Origin of the sequence: Burkholderia metallica (genome assembly GCF_001718555.1) — a bacterium.
In the GTDB taxonomy this organism is placed as follows: Bacteria; Pseudomonadota; Gammaproteobacteria; order Burkholderiales; family Burkholderiaceae; genus Burkholderia; species Burkholderia metallica.
Genome location: NZ_CP013403.1, coordinates 2,256,462 through 2,276,702, shown reverse-complemented (window position 1 = coordinate 2,276,702; position 20,241 = coordinate 2,256,462). Strand labels below are relative to the sequence as shown.

Sequence of the window (20,241 nt, the reverse complement as noted above, 5' to 3'; positions counted from 1 at the left end):
GCGGCGCGTGCGTCAGCGCGCGAGCGATTGCGCGACGAGCGCGCCGATCGCGTCGATCAGCGGCTTCACGCGTGCATGCCGCTCGCGCGGCCAGATCGCATGCAGGTTGTAATGCGTCGGAATCGCGATCGTGCAGAGCTCGACGAGTCGGCCGTCGCGCAGCGCGTCGGCGGCGAGCAGCCCGCGCACCAGCCCGGCGCCGAGCCCTGACGCGAGCGTCGCGACCAGCCCCGCCGCGTTGTCGAACACGGCGATCGTCTGCGGTTCGACGGGCTCGAGCCCGGCCGCTTCGAGCCACGGTATCCACGACCGCTTCGTATAGCCGAGCAGCGGCAGCGCCAGTAACTGTTCGGGCGCGAGCGGCGCGGTGAGCCCGTGGCGTTCGAGCAGCGCGGGCGCGGCCATCGCGGTCAGCCGATCGGGGCAGACCAGCGCGCTGTCCACGCCTTCCCATTCCCCGTAGCCGTAGCGCAGCGCAACATCGACGCGATCGAACGCGTCGCGGTCGTGGCGCGGCGCGGACAGTACCGTCAGCGTCGTGCCGTCGAGCGTGCGCATCAGTTCCGGCAGCCGCGCGGGCAGCCAGCCCTGCATCAGTTCAGGATCGACGTCGAGCCGAAGCGACGGCCCCGTCGTGCGGCCCTTCACCGACGACAGCGCGCGATCGATCTGTTCCATCCCGTCCGACAACTGGTTCGCGAACAGCGTGCCCGCATCGGTCAGGATCACGCGGCCGCCGGCGCGTGCGAACAGCGGCTGCCCGATGAATTCCTCGAGCGAGCGGATCTGCTGGCTGATCGCGCTGTGCGTGAGCGCCAGCTGGCGCGCCGCACTCGAAAAACTGCCGACCCGCGCGGCTTGCAGAAACGCCTGCATCGACTGGATCGAAGGGTATCGCTTGAGCATCTGTTAGTCCGACTGACAGGGATTCGACGAAATGATCGCTGGCGCGCCCGCGCTTCGCGTTTCGATAATGCGTCGACACCGCGCAACGGACGCGGGCCGACACCCTCAATACGAATCAGGAGACAGCGCATGATCGACATCGTCGTGAACGATACACGCCATTCGCTCGCGAATGTACCGGAGGGTATGCCGTTGCTGTGGGTGCTGCGCGACCGGCTCAAGCTCACCGGTACGAAGTTCGGCTGCGGCAAGGGGCTGTGCGGCGCGTGCACCGTGCATCTCGAAGGGCAGGCCGTGCGTTCGTGCCTGATTCCCGCCGCTGCCGCGAACGGGCGGCGCATCACGACGATCGAGGGGCTGTCGCCGGACGGGCGCCATCCGCTGCAGCTCGCGTGGGTCGCCGAGGACGTGCCGCAATGCGGCTATTGCCAGCCGGGGCAGTTGATGCAGGCCGCCGCGCTGCTGAAGGGTGGGCAGCCGGTGGACGACGCGGCGATCGTGCAGGCGATGTCGGGCAACGTTTGCCGCTGCGGCACGTATGCGCGGATTCATCGCGCGATCAAGCGTGCGGCGTCGGGCGATCCGGCGCTTGCGGCCGCCGTTGAATCCGCGAAGGAGGCGTGACATGCGCGACGATCACGCATTTAATGCACCGCAGGTCGACGAGACCGCGCGTCGCCGATTTCTCAAGCAGGGTTCCGCGTTGCTCGCCGCCGGCATCGCGGTCGGTTTCCGGATGCCCGACGCCATGGCCGCCGGCACGCACGCGAGCGGCGATCCGCAGCCTGCGGCCGGCGAATTCGAACCCAATGCGTGGGTGCGCGTGCTGCCCGACGACACGATCAAGCTCGTCGTGCACAAGCACGATTCTGGAACCGGCACGCGTACCGCGCTCGCGGCGGTGGTCGCCGAGGAACTCGACGTCGATCCGTTCAAGGTCGACGTGATCACGCCGGAAGATCCGTTTTTCGCCGAGTACATCCATCCGCTGTGGAAGGTGTTCTCGACCGGCGGCAGCACGAGCGTTGCAATGGAGTACGACCGGCTGCGTCGTGCGGGCGCGACGGCCCGCGCGATGCTCGTCGAAGCGGCCGCGCATCGATGGCGCGTGCCCGCTGCCGCATGCACGACGGCCGACGGTGCCGTGCTGCATGCGGCGAGCGGGCGCCGGGCGACGTACGGCGCGCTCGCATCGGCCGCCGCGCAGTTGCCGGCGCCAGACAAGGTCGCGCTGAAGGACCCCGCGCAGTTCCGCTACATCGGCAAGCTGCGCAGGAAGCGCGGTGCCGCGCAGAAGGCCGACGGGTCGTTTCCGTACAGCATCGACGTATCGCTGCCGGGGATGTTGGTCGCGGTCGTCACCCGCGCGCCGGTGATCGACGGCCGCGTGCGCAGCGTCGATGCCAAAGCCGCGCTCGCGATTCCCGGCGTGCGCGACGTGCTGCAGATTCCGCCGCGCCCCGACGTGCTCGGCGGCAACCAGGCCGGCGTCGCGGTGCTCGCGGACGATTACTGGTCCGCGCATCGAGGGCAGGCCGCACTGACGATCGAATGGGAAGACAGCCTGTTCGAGACGTTCGACAGCAGCATGCTCGCGGCGCGCCAGGCCGCATGGGTCGACGATCCCGCCGCGCGCGTCGTGCCGACGATCGCCGACGGCGATCCGGCGAAGGCGAACGCAGCCGGCGCGCGCACGATCGACGCGTCGTATTCGATGCCGCACAAGGCCGCGAATCCGCTGGAGCCGGTCAATCTCACCGTGTGGGCGCACAACGGCGGTATCGAATACTGGGGCGGGCTGCAGGTGCCGTCCACCGCGATCGAAGCGGCCGACGTGATCGGCGGCGTCCCCGCGCATCGCGTGACGCTGCACGAGCTGGTGTCGGGCGGCAGTTTCGGCGCGCGCGAATCGAAATACTGGCTGTTCGAGGCGACGTGGCTCGCGGTGAAGACCGGCAAGCCGGTGAAGCTGATGAACAGCCGCGAGGACGAGATGCGCGCGCTGTTCTATCACGCGGCGAGCTACCACCGCGCGCGTGCGGTGCTCGACGCGCACGGCAATCTCGCGTCGCTGTGGCTGCGCGCCGTGATGCCCGCGTCGCCGCAGCAGTGGGAGCCCGGCTATCTGGAGCGCACCGACCGGATGGATTTCAGCACGACCGAGGCGCTCACGAAATGGGAGTTCGCGTATGCGGCGCCGCATCGCGACATCGGCTGGATCCGGATGGAGACGGGCGTGCCGACCGGCTGGTATCGCGCGGTGAGCTACATCCCGAACGTGTTCGCCGTCGAATCGGTGATGGACGAGGCTGCACATGCGGCGCAGCGCGATCCGGTCGAGTTCCGGCTTGCACACATGCGCGATCGGCCGCGTCATGCGGCCGTGCTGCGTGAAGCCGCGCAGCGCGCGGGCTGGGGACAGCCGTTGCCGGACGGCGTCGCGCTCGGCGTCGCGACGAACCAGGCGTACGACAGCTATGTCGCGGTGGTCGCGCGGGTCGTGCGCAAGGACGGTGCGGTGAAGGTGGAGAAGCTCACGTGCGTGGCCGATTGCGGGATCGCGGTGTCGCCGGCCGGCGTCGACGAGCAACTGTACGGCGGGCTGATGTGGGGGCTCGGCCACGCGACGTCCGACCGTATCGATTTCAGGCACGGGCGCGTGCAGCAGTCGAACTTCGATACGTATCGCGTGATGCGGATGAGCGACATGCCCGACACCGATATTCACATCGTGCAGGGCGATCCCGCGAAGCCGGGCGGCGTCGGCGAGCTGTCGAGCCCGGCCGTGACGCCCGCGATCGCGAACGCGGTGTTCCGGCTGACGGGGAAGCGGTTGCGCGAGACACCTTTCGATTTGTCGGCGCTCGCGTAGCGTGGCGACGGAACGTATGACGTTTGACGCGCGCGCTGCTGCAATCCGCTGATCAATCCACCGACGTCGCGACCGGATCGACGTCGGCAGGCGGGTTCGGTCGAATCGCGCGGCGCCACGCCGATTCCGCATACGTTCCGATGATTCTCGCGGGTGTTTCCCACTGGTTGGTCATGCGAATTTTTACCTAAGATGAAGCCATCATGCGCGTAATTCGGTGCCTGCACGCGCATGGATGGAGGCGGCAGGAGGCAGCGCCGGAGCGACGCCAGCGGATGTTGCCATCATGGACGCGAAAGTGTGCGCGTCGGCTGCCAGTCCCGCGACTGCAGCGACGCCAGCGGGCGCGGCTGCAATCGCCGCGCGGAGCGTGTCCGGCCGTCTCGGCCTGACCACGTCGCTGCGCCACGCGCTCGTCGCAATCGTTTGCGTTCTCGGGGCCGCACAGGCCGTATCCGCAGGCGTTTTTGCCGACGTTTCCGCCGCAGCCGACGATCCGGCCGCCGCGTTGCGCATCGCCGCGGGCGCGAGCCCCGTCGAGCCGGCCGATCCCGCTGCGGCATCTGCCGATACGGCCGTGCGGCAGGTCGTGCTAGGCATCATCAGTTTCACCCGCTGGCCGACGACACCCGTGCGCCTGCATCTGTGCGTCACGGGCCGGCCCGACTATGCGCGCGGCCTGACCGATACGCTGCAGGCCGGCTCCACGCTGCTCGACGTGCAGCGTGTGCGCTTCGACGATGCCGCGCTCGGCATGGCCTGCGACGTCGTCTATCTCGGCAACCTGGGCACGAGCGAGCGAGCGCATGTGAGAGCGGCGCTGGCCGGTCATCCGGTGCTGACGATTTCGGAACACGATCCGTCGTGCACGACGGGCGGCATGTTCTGCCTCAACGTCGACGGCGAACGCGTGTCGTTCGACATCAACCTCGACGCCGTCGCACGCAGCGGTGTGCGCGTGCATCCGAACGTGCTCAATCTCGCGCGACGGCCGGGGGCGCCATGACACGGTTCGCGCCTCACTTGTCCCCGTCGCGCGTGGCGCGCCCGACGCTGCAAAGCGTGCTGCGCCGCGCGCACCTGCGCCTCGCGTTCGTCGCCGTCACGATGGCCGCCGTGTCGCTGATCGTGGTGGCCGTGATCGCATTGCGCGCGTATGCCGGCAACAACCTGAACCTGCTGGCCCGCTCGCTCGGTTATACGGTCGAGGCGGCGCTCGTGTTCGGCGACCGCGTGGCGGCCGCGGAGGCGATCGGTACGATCGCCAGCGACGAGGACGTCGCGCAGGTGGTGGTCACCGACAGCCAGAACCAGCCGTTCGCGACGTGGCAACTGCCTGCCGGCAGCGGGATCGCGCGGCTCGAGCGCGCCGTCGCCGACCTCGCGCTGCCCGGGCCCGTGACGGTGCCGGTGATGCACGACGGCATCGCCGTCGGCCACGTCGTCGTGCGCGGCCGCGGCCATCAATTCTTCGGATTCCTGCTCGGCGGCGTCGGCGGCATTCTCGGTTGCCTGGCGGTCAGCGTGTTCGGCGCGTATGTCAGCTCGAAGCGTTTGTTGCGCAACATCGTTTCGCCGCTGCGCGCGCTGGCCAGCGTGGCGCACGCCGTGCGGCGCGAGCGTGCGTTTGCGCAGCGGGTCGAGCCCGTCGCGATCGCCGAACTGAACCAGCTCGGCGACGACTTCAATGCGCTGCTCGACGAATTCGAAGGCTGGCAGAACACGCTGCGCGACGAGAATGCGTCGCTCGAACACAAGGCGACGCACGATGCGCTCACGGGGCTGCCCAACCGCATGCAGTTCGAGTCGCGCCTCGCGCTGGCCCTCGGCGAAGCCGGGGTGACCGGCCAGCGGGTCGCGATCCTGTATCTCGACTGCGACCGCTTCAAGGAAATCAACGACTGCCTCGGCCACGAGGCCGGCGACGCGGTGCTGATCGGCATCGCGTCACGGCTGCGCACGCAGGTGCGCGAGGCCGACCTGGTCGCGCGCCTGGGCGGCGACGAATTCGCGGTGATGCTGCCGGCCGTGCGGGAAACGGGCAGCGTATGCCGTATTGCGGACGAGATCCTGTCCGGCATGGCGCCGTCGATCGAGCTGTCCGACGGCCGCGTGGTGGCCACCATGATGAGTGCCGGCGTTGCGCTGTATCCCGATCACGCGTCGGATGCGAGCGGCTTGCTGCGGGCGGCGGATGCCGCGATGTACCGCGCCAAGCGCGCCCGGCCAGGCTCGTGGCAACTGGCGGAAGGGGTCGCGGGGGCGGCTTGAGGTTCATCGTTACACGCCGCGGGCGAGGCCGCGGCAGTGGGTTGAAAAAGTGCCCGCGATGCGGGTGCAATCGAAGGGGTCAATGATGAACAACACGTTTCCGATGGACATTGGGCGCCTGTGCGTCGGCAGCACGCTGCTTCTGTGTATGCTGCTCGGAGGTTGCCAGGCACCGCCGCTTCATCGCGGATTGACGCAGACGCAGGTCACGGCGCTCAAGTCCGCCGGCTTCCAGGAAACCCCGCAGGGTTTCGAGTTCGGCTCGACCGGGCCGATCCTGTTCGCTTTCGATCGCTACAACCTCAAGCCCGACGTGCGGCGGATCGTGGAAAGGATCGGGCGCACGCTCAGGTCGGCGGGGATCAACGGGGTACGGGTCTACGGCTACTCGGACCAGGAAGGGGAGGACGAATACGACTTCGAGCTGTCCCGGCGACGGGCGGAGGTCGTTGCGCTCGAACTGGTCGACCTGGGGCTGGATGCGAAGCGCATCACGATCGTCGGGAAGGGGAAGAGCGATCCGGTCGGCGACAACAAGACGGCCGCGGGCCGCGCGCAGAATCGACGGGCGGCGATCGTGGTGTCGCCGCGGTAGCGGAGGCGGTCTTCTCGAGCGCTTTCGTTGATCGGGATGATGGGTGGATGTGGTCGGCGAGAACGGGTTGCTTATCTGCCGCCCCCCACGCATCACCAGGCAATATTACAAGACGACCTCGAAGTCCCCGCACCGCCCGTTGCCGTGCAATGCGTGCCCGCACCGTTGTCATAAAACGTCCGCGTCTCAGGTTGCGGCACGGACGGATCAAACGGATTAGGCGTCCCATGCGGGCCACGCGCGGCATCGTACGGACGAGCCGGCGCATACGCGCCGCTACTGCCAGCCGGCCGCGACCCGTTAGCCCGCAGATATTCATTCCAGTTCTGCGCGCGCTGTTCATACCCGGGCAACGCACGACCAAAACTATCGCTCCCACCCGCACCGAGCGCGACACGATTCGAGGGCAATACCCAGTCGGGCTCGTGTTCCGCCGAAGGCGTCGGTGCCACGAGCGCACCTTCCGTCACCCGCAAGGGTCGTGTATCGGGCGTATCGAACGGACTGCGCTCCACCGGCGCAACGTGCGCCGAGCGACGCTGGCCCATCCGCACCGCATGCCCGTCATCCCGGGCGGCAGCCTGCCGCTCCGAACGAAACACATTGGCACCCGCCGACCGATCGGCCAGCGAATCGCGCCCCGAAGCATCGGCGGCGGAAACGGACAGCGCGCACGCGATCGCGGCGGCGGAAGAAAGGTAGAAAGGATGATTCATCAGCGTTCCGAAGCAGGTGATGTGCGATGAGAAAAAAACGGCAGATCACTGGCTGGCGGCTGGGCGACGGACGGGCGTCGAAGCGGCGCTGAAACGACTGCGAAGCACGGCGTGCGCGCGTCACAGGGAGGCTGGCTGGACTGCAGAAGCGAATTCGTATTATTTCATAAAAATGACAATCCGCTTCCAGATGTTTAGTTTTGTTTGTAAACAGAAGGAATTACCGTCTCGAGCGAGCGCACCAGATCAGTGCCGACCCGACCAATCATCAGTTGATTGAGTGGCAACGCCTGCGCCCTGAGCCGCCGAAATAGCCTGCTGCACGGAACCCACAAGCGCCGAACGCCAGACGCAGCAAGGCGACCACCCAAACAGACACTCCCCCATAGCAACCCGATTGCACCGCAGCAAACGTTCTCGCACCTCACCCGGTTGCGCCCCGGTCGCCACCGCCGCCTCCCAAAACCCTCCGTGTTTTCCCTCACTCGACCGGCATTTTTGACAGACGATTTAAAAACGCCCATATAATTTCGACTGCCTTGCCAACGGCTGTCGGACCATCCTTCCGATCAAGCGGTTTGGCAAGCGGGGCAGGCGAAACGCTTGCGCAATGCAAGACGCATCACGATGTCTTTCCGAACCAGACGTCCCCTTCGGGGACTGCAAGAGCCGGGCCCCGCTACGCAACATTCCGCCGGAGTTCCGTCTTCTATGTGTCTCGGGCGTGTCCCATGTCCTCGCCCCGGGTGCTGTTCGATTGCGCAAGTCATGCCGCCTTTGCCCGTATGACTAAACAACATCGAGGAGCTCCCAGATGACGCTGTCCCGTCTTACGTCCATTTCCGTCGCCGCCGTGCTGTTCGCCGCGGGCGCCGCTGCCGCGCAAGCGGAAACCGTGAAGATCGCCATCGCTGGTCCGATGAGCGGTTCGGTCGCCCAATACGGCGACATGGTGAAGGCCGGCGCGCTGACCGCGATCGAGCAGGTCAACGCCGCAGGCGGTGCGGGCGGCAACAAGTTCGAAGTGGTGATGATGGACGACGCCTGCGAACCGAAACAGGCCGTCGCCGTCGCCAACAAGATCGTCAGCCAGAAGATCAAGTACGTGATCGGCCACGTGTGCTCGGGTTCGACGATTCCCGCGTCGGACATCTACGAGAACGAAGGCATCGTGATGGTCACGCCGTCGGCCACCGCACCGCAGCTGACGGAAGGCAAGAAGCGTCACTTCATCTTCCGCACGATCGGCCGTGACGACCAGCAAGGCCCGGCCGCCGCGCACTTCATCATCAACAACGTGAAGCCGAAGAAGGTCGCGGTGCTGCACGACAAGCAGTCGTACGGCCAGGGCATCGCGTCGTCGGTGAAGAAGGACCTCGAAGCCGCGAAGATCCCGGTCGTGCTGTTCGAAGGCATCAACGCCGGCGATTCGGACTACTCGGCGATCATCACGAAGCTGAAGTCGCAAGGCGTCGATTTCGTCTACTTCGGCGGCTACCATCCGGAAATGGGCCTGCTGCTGCGCCAGGCGCGCGAGCAGGGCGTGAAGGCCACGTTCATGGGGCCTGAAGGCGTGGGCAACAAGGACGTGACGGCGATCGCCGGCCCGGCTTCGGAAGGCATGCTCGTCACGCTGCCGGCCGACTTCTCGGCCGATCCGGCCAACGCGGCTCTCGTGAAGGCCTTCGCGGACAAGAAGCGCGATCCGAACGGCCCGTTCCAGATGCCGGCCTACGCAGCGGTGAAGATCATCGCCGACTCGATCGCAGGCGCGAAGTCGACCGATCCGACCAAGGTCGCCGCGTACATGCACAAGACGACGTTCGACACGCCGATCGGCAAGGTCGCGTATGACGCCCAGGGCGACCTGAAGGCGTTCAAGTTCGTCGTGTACACGTGGCACAAGGACGCGACGAAGACCGCCGCCAAGTAAGACGGAGTACCCGCCCGCGCACCCGCCCCGTCCGAAACCCGGACGGGGCGGGTGCGTATTGATCGCGCATCTGCCCCATGCGCGCCGACGGGCGGCCCGAGACGACACCGTGCGTTGCGCGCGGCCGCGCGCCGTGATCCGGCGACGGCATGCGACCCAGCGCCAACGGGAGCTTCCCGCACATGACTGACTTCTTTCCTCAATTCGCCCAGCAGCTGGTCAACGGCCTGACGCTGGGTGCGATCTATGCGTTGATCGCCATCGGCTATTCGATGGTCTACGGCATCATCGGCATGATCAACTTCGCCCACGGCGAGATCTACATGATCGGCGCGTACGTGGGCCTCGTCACACTGACCGCCATCGGCATCTCCGCCGGCTATCCGCTGCCGCTCGTGCTCGGCGCCGCACTGATCGTGTCGGTGATCGTCACCGGCCTGTACGGCTTCGCGGTCGAGCGCGTCGCCTATCGTCCGCTGCGCGGCGGCCCGCGCCTCGTGCCGCTGATTTCCGCGATCGGCATGTCGATCTTCCTGCAGAACTACGTGCAGATCGGCCAGGGCGCGCGCGACGTGTCCGTGCCGGTGCTGATCTCCGGCGCGTTCGACATCCATCTCGGCGGCGACTTCGACGTGACCGTTCCGTATGCGCGCCTGTTGATCGTCTGCGTGACGATCGTGCTGATGATCGCGCTCACGCTGTTCATCTCGCATTCGCGGATGGGCCGCGCGTGCCGCGCATGCGCCGAAGACATGAAGATGGCGAACCTGCTCGGCATCGACACGAACCGCGTGATCTCGTTCACGTTCGTGCTCGGCGCGATGCTGGCCGCCGTCGGCGGCGTGCTGATCGGGCTCACGATCGGCAAGCTGAACCCGTACATCGGCTTCGTCGCGGGCATCAAGGCATTCACCGCCGCGGTGCTCGGCGGGATCGGCAGCATCCCGGGCGCGATGCTCGGCGGCGTGTTGCTGGGCCTCGCCGAAACCTTCGCAGCGGGCTACATGCCGGCCGAATACAAGGACGTCGTCGCGTTCGGCCTGCTCGTGCTGATCCTGCTCTTCCGCCCGACCGGCCTGCTCGGCAAGTCGGACATCGAAAAGGTTTGAGGGAGACGCAGATGAGTCAAGTCATTTCCGTTCGCCGCCCGGCCGCCGACGCGTCGATCGGCCAGGCGCTGAAAAACGCCGTCGCCGCCGCATTCCTGACGGCGATCCTCACGATTCCGGTGCTCGGGCTGCAACTGAAGCTCGACGGCTATCAGGTGGTGCTCACGCCGCACTGGCGGCCGGTGTGGATCGCGGTCGCGGGCGTGTTCCTGTTCCAGTTGTTCAAGCCGTGGCTCGTGCGCGCGAAATCGGCGGTGAAGCTGCCGGCGATGCCCGCGATGGGCGCGCAGCAGCAGCGCGTGATCGTCTGGGTGCTGCTCGCGGTCGGGCTCGTGTGGCCGTTCTTCGGTTCGCGCGGCGCGGTGGACGTCGCGACGCTCGCGCTGATCTACGTGATCCTCGGCCTCGGGCTGAACATCGTGGTCGGTTTCGCGGGCCTGCTGGATCTCGGCTATGTCGGGTTCTATGCGGTGGGCGGCTACACGTACGCGATGCTGAACCAGTATTTCGGGTTGTCGTTCTGGGAGTGCCTGCCGCTTGCCGCGATCGCGGCCGCGACGTTCGGCTTCCTGCTCGGCTTCCCGGTGCTGCGCCTGCGCGGCGACTATCTCGCGATCGTCACGCTCGGCTTCGGCGAAATCATCCGCCTGCTCGCGAACAACCTGACGAGCCTCACGGGCGGCCCGGACGGCATCTCGGGCATTCCGAAGCCGACCGTGTTCGGCTTCGAGATGGCGCGCAGCGCGAGCGTCGAAGGCGCGAAGACGTTCCATGAACTGATCGGGCTGGAATACAGCGGCGACCACGTGGTGATCTTCCTGTACCTGCTCGCGCTCGTGCTGGTGGGCTTCACGCTGTTCGTGACGAGCCGGCTGATCCGCATGCCGATGGGCCGCGCGTGGGAAGCGCTGCGCGACGACGAGATCGCGTGCCGGTCGCTGGGCCTGAACCCGACGCGCATCAAGCTGTCGGCATTCACGCTCGGCGCGGCGTTCGCCGGTATCGGCGGGGCGTTCTTCGCGGCGCGTCAGGGCCTCGTGAATCCTGAGTCGTTCACCTTCATCGAATCGGCGCTGATCCTCGCGATCGTCGTGCTCGGCGGGATGGGCTCGCAGCTCGGCGTGATTCTCGCGGCGATCCTGCTGACCGTGCTGCCGGAAGTCGCGCGCGGCTTCGCCGAGTACCGGATGCTGATCTTCGGTCTCGTGATGGTGTTGATGATGATGTGGCGTCCGCAGGGCCTGCTGCCCGCGAGCCGTCCCCACGTGGAGTTGCCGCAATGAGCGCGAATGCAGAACTGTTGAAGGTCGCCGGGCTGCAGATGCGCTTCGGCGGGTTGCTCGCGGTGGACGGGATCGATTTCGACGTACGCCGCGATGAAGTGTTCGCGATCATCGGGCCGAACGGCGCGGGCAAGACCACGGTGTTCAATTGCGTCGGCGGCTTCTACAAGCCGACCGGCGGCGACGTCGTGCTCGACGGTCATGCGATCGGCGGGCTGCCGAGCCACAAGATCGCGTTGAAGGGCCTCGTGCGCACGTTCCAGAACATCCGTCTGTTCAAGTCGCTGACGGTCGTCGAGAACCTGCTCGTCGCGCAGCATCGCAAGGTGAAGGCGGGGCTGCTGCCCGGCTTGTTCTCGACGCCCGCGTATCGCCGCGCGGAAAAGGACGCGCTCGAACGCGCGGCGGTGTGGCTCGACCGGATGGGGCTGACGTCGGTCGCCAACCGGCCGGCGGGCACGCTGTCGTACGGGCACCAGCGGCGTCTGGAGATCGCGCGCTGCATGATTACCGAGCCGCGCCTCCTGATGCTCGACGAGCCGGCGGCCGGCCTCAACCCGCAGGAAAAGATCGAGCTGCAGCACCTCATCGACCGGCTGCGCCGCGAGTTCGGCGTGTCGGTGCTGCTGATCGAACACGACATGAGCCTCGTGATGGGCGTGTCCGACCGCATCCTCGTGATGGAGCACGGCCGGCCGATCGTGATCGGCACGCCGGAAGCGGTCCGCAACGACCCGCGCGTGATCAAGGCGTATCTGGGGGAAGAGTGATGCTGAAGCTGGAACAGGTCCATACGCACTACGGCGCCGTCGAAGCGCTCGCGGGCGTGTCGATCGAAGTGAACAAGGGCGAGATCGTCACGCTGATCGGCAGCAACGGCGCGGGCAAGACGACGCTGATGATGACCGTGTGCGGCACGCCGCGCGCCTCGTCGGGCCGCGTGCTGTTCGAGGGCAACGACATCACCGGGATGTCGACGCACCAGATCATGCGGCAGGGAATGGCGATTTCGCCGGAAGGGCGGCGCGTGTTCCCGAGCCTGACGGTACTCGAAAACCTGAAGATGGGCGGTTTCTTCGCGAGCCGTCACGAGATCGACGACGGCATCGAGCACGTGTTCAAGCTGTTTCCGCGCCTGAAGGAGCGCGCGGCGCAGCGGGCCGGCACGATGTCGGGCGGCGAGCAGCAGATGCTGGCGATCGGCCGCGCGCTGATGAGCAAGCCGCGCCTGCTGCTGCTCGACGAACCGACGCTCGGCCTCGCGCCGCTCGTGATCGCGCAGATCTTCGACATCATCCGCACGATCCGCGACGAAGGCGTCACGGTGTTCCTGGTCGAGCAGAACGCGAACAAGGCGCTGGGTGTGGCCGATCGCGGCTACGTGCTCGAAACGGGGCGCGTGGTGCTCGCCGATACGGGCGCGAACCTGCTCGCGAACGACCGGATCAAGCAGGCGTACCTCGGCGGTTGATGCCGAAGCCGCCGGCCTGCAACGGGCCGGCGGCGCTTCCCGTTTTGCGTTCTCATGCAAGGCCGGTTCCCGGCCTTGTCTTCCTATCCGATCCTGAACGTGCTTTTCAGTACGTCGCGCAGATGCAGCGCGGCGCGATTGCTGTCGTCCGTCAGGATATAGATCAGGTGCGGCGGGAGATCGGGCAGCACGATCCCGGCGACGTGGCTCGTCAGGTTGCCGGACACGCGATCGTGTTCGATCAGGCCGACCGCGAGGCCGTTGGCGATACACGCTTCGACCGCCGGCGAACTGGCGCTTTCGAGCAGCATCCGGTGCGCGATCTTCGCCTTCCTCAGTGCGTTCAGCGCGGTGTCGCGGTACGGGCAGCCCTGCAACTGCACGGCGATCGGCAACGGTGCGTCGGGATTGAACTTGAAGGTCCGCGCGGCGACCCATACCGGGTGCGTCTTGCTGAGCAGCTCGCCGTGCGGCGGCGCTTTCGGCACCACGGCAATCGTGATGTCCAGCTGGCCGCGCGAGAACAGCGACTGCAGCTCTTCGCTGGAGCGCGCCTCGACGGTCAGTTCGAGCAGCGGCCGGTCGGCGGCGAAGCGCGGCAGGAATTCCGCCATGAAGTGCGCGGCGTACGAATCGGGGATCCCGAGCCGCAACTTGCCGGTCAGCACCTGCGGCGACAGCGATTCGACGAGCCGGTCGTGGCTCAGCAGGAACTCGGTGGTGTCGCTCAGCAGCTTGTGGCCGAACTGCGTGAGTTCGACGGCCTGGTTGTTGCGCGTGAACAGGCGCTGCGCAACCATCTCTTCCAGCTTCTGAATCTGCGCGGTGACCGACGACGGGCTGCGGTTCACGTGGGCGGCCGCATCCTTGAAGCGGCCGAGCTTCGCGACCGCGTGGAAGGTGCGCAGCAGGTCGACGTCCAGGGTACGCGGCATGATTTGGAAATTCCGAATCAGTGATTCAGGTAATGTCGATTGACGGAATTATTGGGCATCCCTATCCTCGGGTCAACAGGCAGACGACGGCAGGCAGCCGGCCGGGCGTTGCACGTATCCGGGGAACGATTCATGTCGATCAACGATTTCGTTGTAGATGCATTGGTGCGCGACAGGAAGCTGAAGGCCGAATCGGTATGGACGGTCGAGAATCACGAAAAATATTCGACGCTGAAGCGCGGCGACGATGATACGAGGAGGAAGGAAGCCGGGCGCGAGGTGTTTTCGCTGATGCGAAACCTGAACGAGCTGGGCGTGCGCAGCCCCGCGCTGTGCGCGGACCGCGACGGCAACGGTTCGTTGCGCGAAGCGATCGGCAAGCTGAGCGAGCGGCTCGCGACGTTGTCGCGCGGCCGCGATGTGCATTACATCGAGCTCGGGCCGGAACCGGTCAAGACGACCGAGCTCGTGAAGGCCGTCAGCGGCGGCGGGCCGGACCATCTGCGCTACACGGCCGTCGACATCAACGAATCGTCGGAAGACGCGATGCGGCACGCGATCATGCCGTTCCTGAAAACGCCCGGCTGTTTCAACTACATCGCCGACGATTACCGGAACGTGCAGTGGGGCCGCATCGACCAGGGCCAGGACGTGACGTTCATCACGATGCTCGGGTTCCAGGAGGGCAACGAACTGCCGGTGACGATCGGCCGGGTCATTCGCAATCTCGGCGGCAAGTCGACCTACGTCGTGTCTGAAATGCAGTTGCTGGTCGAGGGCAGAGAGGAGCCCATCTACACCTTCTACCAAAACGAGAACATGGTGCGGTTTTCCGAGGTCGTCAGCCGGCAGCAGGGCTTCGAGCCGCTCGGCCAGCACCATGTGTCGATCGTCCGGCTCAATCTGCTCGGCGACCAGTTCCATGTGGCGGTCACGCTGCAACCGGTGTCGAAAGCCGGGGCCGACGGGCATCTGATCACCAACGTCTGCCTGAAATACACGCCGGAGCAATTCCGCCGCGTGCGCCACAGCCACGCCAATTGCCGCGTGATCGACGAACTGCACAGCGGCGACGGCAGCGTCGTGTACCAGATCGCGCAGTTCAAGGGCTGAATGCCGAAACGACCACAGCGAGGCACGCGATGAACAAGGGAAATGCATTGCCGGTGTTTGCGCGAGGGATCGACCGGGTGAGGCTCGCGCTGCAGACGTCGCTCTCCGGCGGCGCGAACGTCGACGGCGCGCTCGACGCCGCGACGGAGCCGATGCGCTGGACCCGAGCCTGCCTGCGCGACGGCTACGAGGTGCGATACCGGCGCAACCTCGACGATCTCGGCTATCGCGACGTGCCGATGCGCGGCACGCGCTCGGATGCACTCAATGCGGTGTGCCATCTTCGCGGACTGTTTTCCGACGAAGCGGTCGATGCGTTGCGCGAGATCGGCCGCGCGCTGGAGCGCAGCGCGTCGAGCAGCAACTGGATCATCTCGAAGCGCGTGCGTGCGGTGACGGAGCGCTCGCGTTTCATTGACGACATGATGCACGACCGTGCGTTCCTGCTGAGGGTGTCCCGTCTCGCCGGTGCGCCGCTGATTCCGTATCCGATGGTCAATGCGCGGTCGCAGTTCAACTACTACTACCCGACCGACCAGCGCGACGGCCGGGAGCAGTTGGGCATGTGGCATACCGACGGCACCAGTTTCGTGCTGAACATCGTGCTGTCGGATCGATCCGACTACGAGGGCGGAAACTTTCTGTTCTACGAATCGACCGCGGAGACGTTCGACCGCCACGATCGCGAACGCCGGCACGTGAAGACCGCGAACCTCGACAACGCGGGCGACGCGCTGCTCATCTATGGCAGCAAGCTGTTCCATGGCGTCGAGCCGGTCGTGTCGGGGCGCCGCATGTCGCTGGTGCTGTCGTTTCATTGCCCGCTCACGCGGGAGGATGACAACGGTTTCTGGCATCTCGCGTCGGACGACGGCATCCCGCGCACGATCGTCAACTGGCTGGCGCTGCAGCGCGCGCTCAAGGACGATGCCGAACTGCAGTACCGGCGCCTCGGGCTCGAACCGATTCGCCCCGAGGATCTGGAGGACCAGCGCGTGTCCCCGGCCACTTTCTGAGAGCCGTCGCCCCATGCAGCTATTCCTGCTCCAGCTCGTTTTCGTGTTGTCGTGGAGTTCCGGTTTCATCGGCGCCAAGCTCGGCGCGGAGACGGCCGGCGCGTTCAACCTGTTGTTCTGGCGGTTCCTGCTCGTCACGCTTTGTCTGGCGATCGTCCTCAACCGGCAGCTCGGGCGCCTCACCTGGGAGAAACTCCGCTATCACGCGGTGATCGGCTTCCTGTCGCAGTTCCTCTATCTGACCTGCGTGTACATCGCGATTCAGCACGGTCTGCCGCCCGGCATCGCCGCGATCGTCGCCGCGTTACAGCCGCTCATCACGGCCGCGATGACGGCGGTGGAAGGCAGCGAGCGCAGCGGGGCGCGCCAGTGGGCCGGGCTCGTCGTCGGGTTCGCCGGCGTGGGCATCGTGATCGGCGGGCAGTACGCGCTGCCGGCTGGCTCGGTCGGGCTCGTCATGTACCTGCTGCCGCTGGTGTCGGCGCTGGGGCTGTCGATCGCGACGATCTATCAGCGGCGCCGCGCACTGACGGCCGCGCGCAGCAACGAGGACGGGCTGTTCCTGCCGCTGTTCGTGCAGGGCTGCGTGAGCCTCGTGCTGTTCGCGGCGTGCGGGATCGTCACGGGCGACCTGCACGTGCCGACCCAGCCGAACGTGTGGGTCTCCGTCGTGTGGCTGACGGTGTTCTCGACCTTTATCGCGTACCTGTCGTTGTGGGCGCTGCTCAAGCGCATGCCCGCGACGCGCGTGGCGATCCTCGTCTATCTCGATCCGCCCGTCACGCTGATGTGGGCCGCGTGGATGTTCGGCGACCGGATCGAGGTGACGACCTATCTCGGCATCGTCGTCGTCGCGATCGGCGTGTGGCTGGCCGGCAAGCACGGCGAGCGGCCCGCGCGGGCGCGGCGGGCGGACATGGAGGCGGCCGGCCGCTGACGCACTGGTGGCGCGCGCGGTTCCGGTGTAGCGTCGCGGTACTGTCCGAACCGCGAAGGAACACGATGATCGTCAAACGGATCGTCGCCAATATCGACACCCGATCAGTCGACGACGCAAAGCGCTTTTACCAGCGCATCTTCGGCCTCGACCTGCTGATGGACCACGGCTGGATCGCGACCTACGGCAATGCCGAGCAGATGGACGTGCAGATCAGCTTCGCATCGCAGGGCGGATCGGGTACGCCGACGCCCGATCTGTCGATCGAGGTCGACGATGTCGATGAAGCGCTCGCCCGCGTCAATGCGGCCGGGATTCCGGTCGAATACGGCCCCGCCGACGAGCCTTGGGGCGTGCGGCGGTTTTACGTGCGCGATCCGTTCGGCAAGCTGGTCAACGTGCTTGCGCATCGCTGAGGCGGTGCGCGGCGGCTTCGGTGTTTGCGCATGCGGCGCCAGCCCTTTACGGCGTTTTCCCCCGCCTTCTTCGGCCGGTGCAGCGCCAACCCGACGAGGTCGAGATTGTCCGCATCGCCGGCACGGCCCCGTCGTGCCCGATAGTGCTTCGACATGGTGGCCTGCGTGCTGACCGGAGTGAGTTTGTAGTCAAATTTGCTTCAATCGTAGTCAAATTGGCTACAGGAGAGCGATCTATCCGGGTTAATACAGAATCGACGACTCCCTCGTCGAATCGTCGAATCGCCGATTCGACATGCGGTGCGTCACGCATGCAGCCTGAGCCCTTTCACGGCCTTCTCCACTGCCTTCTTCGGCCCGTGCAGCGCCAGCCCGACGAGGTCGAGATTGTCCGCATCGCCGGCACGAAACACTTCGCGGTTGGCCGCGTCGTGCCCGGTCGAAAACATCGCGTGCACGTAGGGCACGATCGTGAGTTCGCGCGACAACGCCTGCCGGTGCGCGGCCTGCAGGCCGTTCAGGTCGGCCGCGAATACCAGCATCGGCTGGCCCAGCATCCGGCCGTAGCGGCGTCCCGCCGCATCTTCGTAGGGCTCGCCGAGCGCGTCGGGCGCTTCGGCCGCGACGCCCGTCGCGAGAAACGCGACGACATTGAGTTTTTGCCACGCCGCGAGATCGTCGCGCACGATCAGCGCTACCTTGGTATCGAACATGATTGCTCCTCGTAGGGGCGCTCATGATCGAATGCGGCGCGCGATCCGTCTGGAACGTTTGTGCACAGTTGCCGGTACGCGGCCGGCGTGATCCGGTACGCGCGGCGGAACCAGCGGCCCAGGTGGCTCTGGTCGGCGAAGCCGACGTCCGCGGCGGCCTGCGCGGGCGTGCGGCCGGCCGCCAGCAGCCGGCGCGCGGTGCGCAGCCGCAAGCGCACCAGGTACGCGTGCGGCGACGCGCCGAACGCGCGCTGGAACAGCCGCGTCAGCCGGAACCGGTCGACTCCGGCAACGCTCGCCAGTGCATCGAGCCCGATGTTGTCGTCCATGTGTTCGTGCAGCAGGTCGCGCACGCGCGCGATCGACGGCGGCACGACGCTGCTTTCCAGCGCGGGCGGGCTGCGCAGTTCGCCGCCGAGCCGCATCAGCAGCCGGTCGAGCGTCTGGTCGCGCGCGAGTTTGCCTTCGTTGCCGTGGATCGAGAAAAACGCGTGCCGGATCGCGTCGACGAGGCCGCGGTCGTCGACCAGCGTATGGCCGAACGACGCCTCGACGCCGCCGAGGCCCGGCAGGTCCAGCCGGCGCGCCGCGCGCTCGACCCATGCTTGCGGCAGGTACAGCATCCCGTACGTGAAGCCGCCGGCTTCCGGCGCATGACCGTCGTGCAGCGCGCCCGGCTCGATCAGGATCGCGCGGCCCGGCACGCTCGTATGCACCGACCGATGGCACTGGAACTGCTGCACGCCCTGTTCGGTGAAGCCGATCAGCATGTCGTCGTGATCGTGCGCATCGTATGCGTGGCCGTTGAAATGCGCATGCAGGCTTTCGATGCCGGTTTCCGCATCGCGCCGTGCGACGAGCCAGTGGTCGGTCGTGTCGAGTTTCTTCGCGGGTGTCGTCATCGGATGCGGCGCGCGTGGTCGTTGCTCGGCGAATAGTGTACGCAGGTCGCGCGACGGGAATTGGGGAGCGCATCATGATCCGTTTGCCGCCGCCTGTTCGTCGCGCGCATATTGCGCGGGCGGCCGGCCGACGTGCCGCGAGAACGCGACGCTGAAAGTGCTCGCCGAACTGTAGCCGACGCGCGCCGCGATCTCGGCGATGCGGCCCTCGTTGCGGCGGAGCAGATCCTTCGCGAGCGCCATGCGCCACGTGAGCAGGTATTCCATCGGCGCGAGGCCGACCGCGCGGCTGAAGCGCTCGAAGAAGGTCGAGCGCGACAGCGCCGCTTCTTTCGCCAGCTCGACGATCGTCCACGGATGCGCGGGGCGTTCGTGCATGCGGCGGATCGCGGCGGCGAGCCGGCTGTCGGCCAGCCCGCGCACGAGGCCGGGCGACGCGTTCGTGCCGGACGTGAAGCGCAGCGCCTCGATCAGCAGCACTTCCAGCAGGCGCGCCAGCACGATGTCGCGTGCGGGGCGCTGCGCACGCGATTCGTCGCGGACCAGTTGCACGAGCGTGGTCAGCCGCGGTTCGCCGCGCACGTGCACGAAGCGGGGCAAGAGCGACACCAGCAGCGATGCGTCCGACGAACCGAAGCTGCAGTTGCCGGCCATCATCCGTGTATCGACCGGATTGGCGGGGTCTCCGATCAGGAATTCGCCGTGATCGAGCGCGACCGGCGGCGCGGTTTCGACACCCGGCGGCGGCGGTTCGAGGCTGGACATCGCGACGCCGTACGCCGCCGGAATCAGCACGAAATCGCCGGGCAGCAGCGCGATCGGCGCATGCCCGTCGATCGCGATCCGGCAGCCGCCGTCGAGGATCGCGCAATAGAACGGCTCGCCCGCGACCGTGCGGCTGATCGACCAGGGGCTGGCGCCGCGGATGGACTTGGAATGTCGCGCGCCGGGTTGCAGCAGGGTCACGACTTCGGTCAACGGGTCGATCATTGCCGGACGCTCGCAAAAGAAAAGCGGATTTTCGATTGTAGCAAATACGAATCCAGCCATCTA

19 protein-coding genes and 2 pseudogenes are annotated in these 20,241 nt (G+C 66.6%); 14 read left to right on the top strand and 7 right to left on the bottom strand.

The window, feature by feature from the left end; all coding sequences use genetic code 11:
• Positions 1 to 12: 12 nt before the first annotated feature.
• On the bottom strand, positions 13 to 906 hold the full coding sequence (locus WJ16_RS29680; protein ID WP_069260539.1) for a LysR substrate-binding domain-containing protein: 894 nt from the start codon (positions 904 to 906) through the stop codon (positions 13 to 15).
• 129 nt (positions 907 to 1,035) lie between these two features.
• Between WJ16_RS29680 and WJ16_RS29675 the strand changes: the two genes are divergently transcribed.
• The 5 genes from WJ16_RS29675 (at position 1,036) to yfiB (ending at position 6,644) form a co-directional block, all read left to right on the top strand.
• A complete protein-coding gene (locus tag WJ16_RS29675; protein ID WP_069260538.1) occupies positions 1,036 to 1,530 on the top strand; it encodes a (2Fe-2S)-binding protein in 495 nt (164 codons plus the stop codon).
• Position 1,531: 1 nt separating this feature from the next.
• Entirely contained in the window at positions 1,532 to 3,778 is a 2,247-nt protein-coding gene (locus tag WJ16_RS29670; protein ID WP_069260537.1) for a xanthine dehydrogenase family protein molybdopterin-binding subunit, read from the top strand.
• 286 nt (positions 3,779 to 4,064) lie between these two features.
• Positions 4,065 to 4,784: a regulatory sequestration protein YfiR gene (gene yfiR / locus WJ16_RS29665; RefSeq protein WP_069260536.1), complete on the top strand. Its 720-nt coding sequence runs from the start codon at positions 4,065 to 4,067 to the stop codon at positions 4,782 to 4,784.
• Positions 4,781 to 6,049: a diguanylate cyclase DgcN/YfiN gene (gene dgcN / locus WJ16_RS29660; protein ID WP_069260535.1), complete on the top strand. Its 1,269-nt coding sequence runs from the start codon at positions 4,781 to 4,783 to the stop codon at positions 6,047 to 6,049. The genes yfiR and dgcN overlap by 4 nt, the downstream gene beginning before the upstream one ends.
• An 85-nt stretch (positions 6,050 to 6,134) precedes the next feature.
• Complete coding sequence (yfiB, locus tag WJ16_RS29655; protein WP_069261217.1) at positions 6,135 to 6,644, top strand: outer membrane lipoprotein YfiB; 510 nt, start codon at positions 6,135 to 6,137, stop codon at positions 6,642 to 6,644.
• A gap of 92 nt (positions 6,645 to 6,736) precedes the next feature.
• Here the strand turns inward: yfiB and WJ16_RS33980 are convergent, their stop codons facing one another.
• A complete protein-coding gene (locus WJ16_RS33980) occupies positions 6,737 to 7,360 on the bottom strand; it encodes a hypothetical protein (RefSeq protein ID WP_076606024.1) in 624 nt (207 codons plus the stop codon).
• An 814-nt stretch (positions 7,361 to 8,174) separates the two neighbouring features.
• On the opposite strand from WJ16_RS33980, the gene WJ16_RS29650 reads away from it, so the two are divergent.
• From WJ16_RS29650 to WJ16_RS29630, 5 genes are all read left to right on the top strand, one after another.
• Positions 8,175 to 9,293: a branched-chain amino acid ABC transporter substrate-binding protein gene (locus WJ16_RS29650; RefSeq protein WP_069260534.1), complete on the top strand. Its 1,119-nt coding sequence runs from the start codon at positions 8,175 to 8,177 to the stop codon at positions 9,291 to 9,293.
• Positions 9,294 to 9,475: 182 nt separating this feature from the next.
• Positions 9,476 to 10,402 carry a high-affinity branched-chain amino acid ABC transporter permease LivH gene (gene livH / locus WJ16_RS29645; RefSeq protein ID WP_069260533.1) on the top strand — a complete coding sequence of 309 codons (927 nt, stop codon included), beginning with the start codon at positions 9,476 to 9,478 and terminating at the stop codon, positions 10,400 to 10,402.
• Positions 10,403 to 10,413: 11 nt separating this feature from the next.
• On the top strand, positions 10,414 to 11,685 hold the full coding sequence (locus WJ16_RS29640; protein ID WP_069260532.1) for a high-affinity branched-chain amino acid ABC transporter permease LivM: 1,272 nt from the start codon (positions 10,414 to 10,416) through the stop codon (positions 11,683 to 11,685).
• Complete coding sequence (gene livG / locus WJ16_RS29635; protein WP_069260531.1) at positions 11,682 to 12,455, top strand: high-affinity branched-chain amino acid ABC transporter ATP-binding protein LivG; 774 nt, start codon at positions 11,682 to 11,684, stop codon at positions 12,453 to 12,455. Before WJ16_RS29640 ends, livG begins: the two co-directional genes overlap by 4 nt.
• Positions 12,455 to 13,156, top strand: coding sequence for an ABC transporter ATP-binding protein (locus WJ16_RS29630; protein WP_069260530.1), 702 nt, complete (start codon positions 12,455 to 12,457; stop codon positions 13,154 to 13,156). The genes livG and WJ16_RS29630 overlap by 1 nt, the downstream gene beginning before the upstream one ends.
• A gap of 83 nt (positions 13,157 to 13,239) precedes the next feature.
• Here the strand turns inward: WJ16_RS29630 and WJ16_RS29625 are convergent, their stop codons facing one another.
• Complete coding sequence (locus WJ16_RS29625; protein WP_069260529.1) at positions 13,240 to 14,091, bottom strand: LysR substrate-binding domain-containing protein; 852 nt, start codon at positions 14,089 to 14,091, stop codon at positions 13,240 to 13,242.
• 132 nt (positions 14,092 to 14,223) lie between these two features.
• On the opposite strand from WJ16_RS29625, the gene WJ16_RS29620 reads away from it, so the two are divergent.
• From WJ16_RS29620 to WJ16_RS29605, 4 genes are all read left to right on the top strand, one after another.
• A complete protein-coding gene (locus WJ16_RS29620) occupies positions 14,224 to 15,204 on the top strand; it encodes a hypothetical protein (RefSeq protein WP_069260528.1) in 981 nt (326 codons plus the stop codon).
• Between the two features lie 29 nt (positions 15,205 to 15,233).
• Positions 15,234 to 16,220, top strand: coding sequence for a 2OG-Fe(II) oxygenase family protein (locus WJ16_RS29615; protein WP_069260527.1), 987 nt, complete (start codon positions 15,234 to 15,236; stop codon positions 16,218 to 16,220).
• 13 nt (positions 16,221 to 16,233) lie between these two features.
• Complete coding sequence (locus WJ16_RS29610) at positions 16,234 to 17,157, top strand: DMT family transporter (RefSeq protein ID WP_069260526.1); 924 nt, start codon at positions 16,234 to 16,236, stop codon at positions 17,155 to 17,157.
• Positions 17,158 to 17,222: 65 nt separating this feature from the next.
• Positions 17,223 to 17,573 (top strand): VOC family protein, encoded by a 351-nt coding sequence (locus WJ16_RS29605; protein ID WP_069260525.1) that lies wholly within the window; start codon positions 17,223 to 17,225, stop codon positions 17,571 to 17,573.
• Positions 17,574 to 17,614: 41 nt separating this feature from the next.
• On the opposite strand, the pseudogene WJ16_RS35715 reads toward WJ16_RS29605, so the two are convergent.
• From WJ16_RS35715 to WJ16_RS29590, 4 genes and pseudogenes are all read right to left on the bottom strand, one after another.
• Positions 17,615 to 17,698 (bottom strand): annotated as a pseudogene (locus WJ16_RS35715) (DUF2000 domain-containing protein); the annotation flags it as partial.
• 180 nt (positions 17,699 to 17,878) lie between these two features.
• On the bottom strand, positions 17,879 to 18,286 hold the full coding sequence (locus tag WJ16_RS29600) for a DUF2000 family protein (RefSeq protein ID WP_069260524.1): 408 nt from the start codon (positions 18,284 to 18,286) through the stop codon (positions 17,879 to 17,881).
• Between the two features lie 47 nt (positions 18,287 to 18,333).
• Positions 18,334 to 19,188: pseudogene (locus WJ16_RS29595) on the bottom strand (AraC family transcriptional regulator); the annotation flags it as partial.
• 72 nt (positions 19,189 to 19,260) lie between these two features.
• The gene (locus WJ16_RS29590; RefSeq protein WP_069260523.1) at positions 19,261 to 20,238 is read right to left on the bottom strand and encodes an AraC family transcriptional regulator; all 978 of its coding nucleotides are present in this window, start codon (positions 20,236 to 20,238) and stop codon (positions 19,261 to 19,263) included.
• Between the last annotated feature and the right edge of the window lie 3 nt (positions 20,239 to 20,241).

What these genes read in the sequence shown, in the direction of transcription:
- WJ16_RS29680 (WP_069260539.1), bottom strand. Translation starts at nt 906, where the DNA reads ATGCTCAAGCGATACCCTTCGATCCAGTCGATGCAGGCGTTTCTGCAA.
- WJ16_RS29675 (WP_069260538.1), top strand. Translation starts at nt 1,036, where the DNA reads ATGATCGACATCGTCGTGAACGATACACGCCATTCGCTCGCGAATGTA.
- WJ16_RS29670 (WP_069260537.1), top strand. Translation starts at nt 1,532, where the DNA reads ATGCGCGACGATCACGCATTTAATGCACCGCAGGTCGACGAGACCGCG.
- yfiR (WP_069260536.1), top strand. Translation starts at nt 4,065, where the DNA reads ATGGACGCGAAAGTGTGCGCGTCGGCTGCCAGTCCCGCGACTGCAGCG.
- dgcN (WP_069260535.1), top strand. Translation starts at nt 4,781, where the DNA reads ATGACACGGTTCGCGCCTCACTTGTCCCCGTCGCGCGTGGCGCGCCCG.
- yfiB (WP_069261217.1), top strand. Translation starts at nt 6,135, where the DNA reads ATGAACAACACGTTTCCGATGGACATTGGGCGCCTGTGCGTCGGCAGC.
- WJ16_RS33980 (WP_076606024.1), bottom strand. Translation starts at nt 7,360, where the DNA reads ATGAATCATCCTTTCTACCTTTCTTCCGCCGCCGCGATCGCGTGCGCG.
- WJ16_RS29650 (WP_069260534.1), top strand. Translation starts at nt 8,175, where the DNA reads ATGACGCTGTCCCGTCTTACGTCCATTTCCGTCGCCGCCGTGCTGTTC.
- livH (WP_069260533.1), top strand. Translation starts at nt 9,476, where the DNA reads ATGACTGACTTCTTTCCTCAATTCGCCCAGCAGCTGGTCAACGGCCTG.
- WJ16_RS29640 (WP_069260532.1), top strand. Translation starts at nt 10,414, where the DNA reads ATGAGTCAAGTCATTTCCGTTCGCCGCCCGGCCGCCGACGCGTCGATC.
- livG (WP_069260531.1), top strand. Translation starts at nt 11,682, where the DNA reads ATGAGCGCGAATGCAGAACTGTTGAAGGTCGCCGGGCTGCAGATGCGC.
- WJ16_RS29630 (WP_069260530.1), top strand. Translation starts at nt 12,455, where the DNA reads ATGCTGAAGCTGGAACAGGTCCATACGCACTACGGCGCCGTCGAAGCG.
- WJ16_RS29625 (WP_069260529.1), bottom strand. Translation starts at nt 14,091, where the DNA reads ATGCCGCGTACCCTGGACGTCGACCTGCTGCGCACCTTCCACGCGGTC.
- WJ16_RS29620 (WP_069260528.1), top strand. Translation starts at nt 14,224, where the DNA reads ATGTCGATCAACGATTTCGTTGTAGATGCATTGGTGCGCGACAGGAAG.
- WJ16_RS29615 (WP_069260527.1), top strand. Translation starts at nt 15,234, where the DNA reads ATGAACAAGGGAAATGCATTGCCGGTGTTTGCGCGAGGGATCGACCGG.
- WJ16_RS29610 (WP_069260526.1), top strand. Translation starts at nt 16,234, where the DNA reads ATGCAGCTATTCCTGCTCCAGCTCGTTTTCGTGTTGTCGTGGAGTTCC.
- WJ16_RS29605 (WP_069260525.1), top strand. Translation starts at nt 17,223, where the DNA reads ATGATCGTCAAACGGATCGTCGCCAATATCGACACCCGATCAGTCGAC.
- WJ16_RS29600 (WP_069260524.1), bottom strand. Translation starts at nt 18,286, where the DNA reads ATGTTCGATACCAAGGTAGCGCTGATCGTGCGCGACGATCTCGCGGCG.
- WJ16_RS29590 (WP_069260523.1), bottom strand. Translation starts at nt 20,238, where the DNA reads ATGGCTGGATTCGTATTTGCTACAATCGAAAATCCGCTTTTCTTTTGC.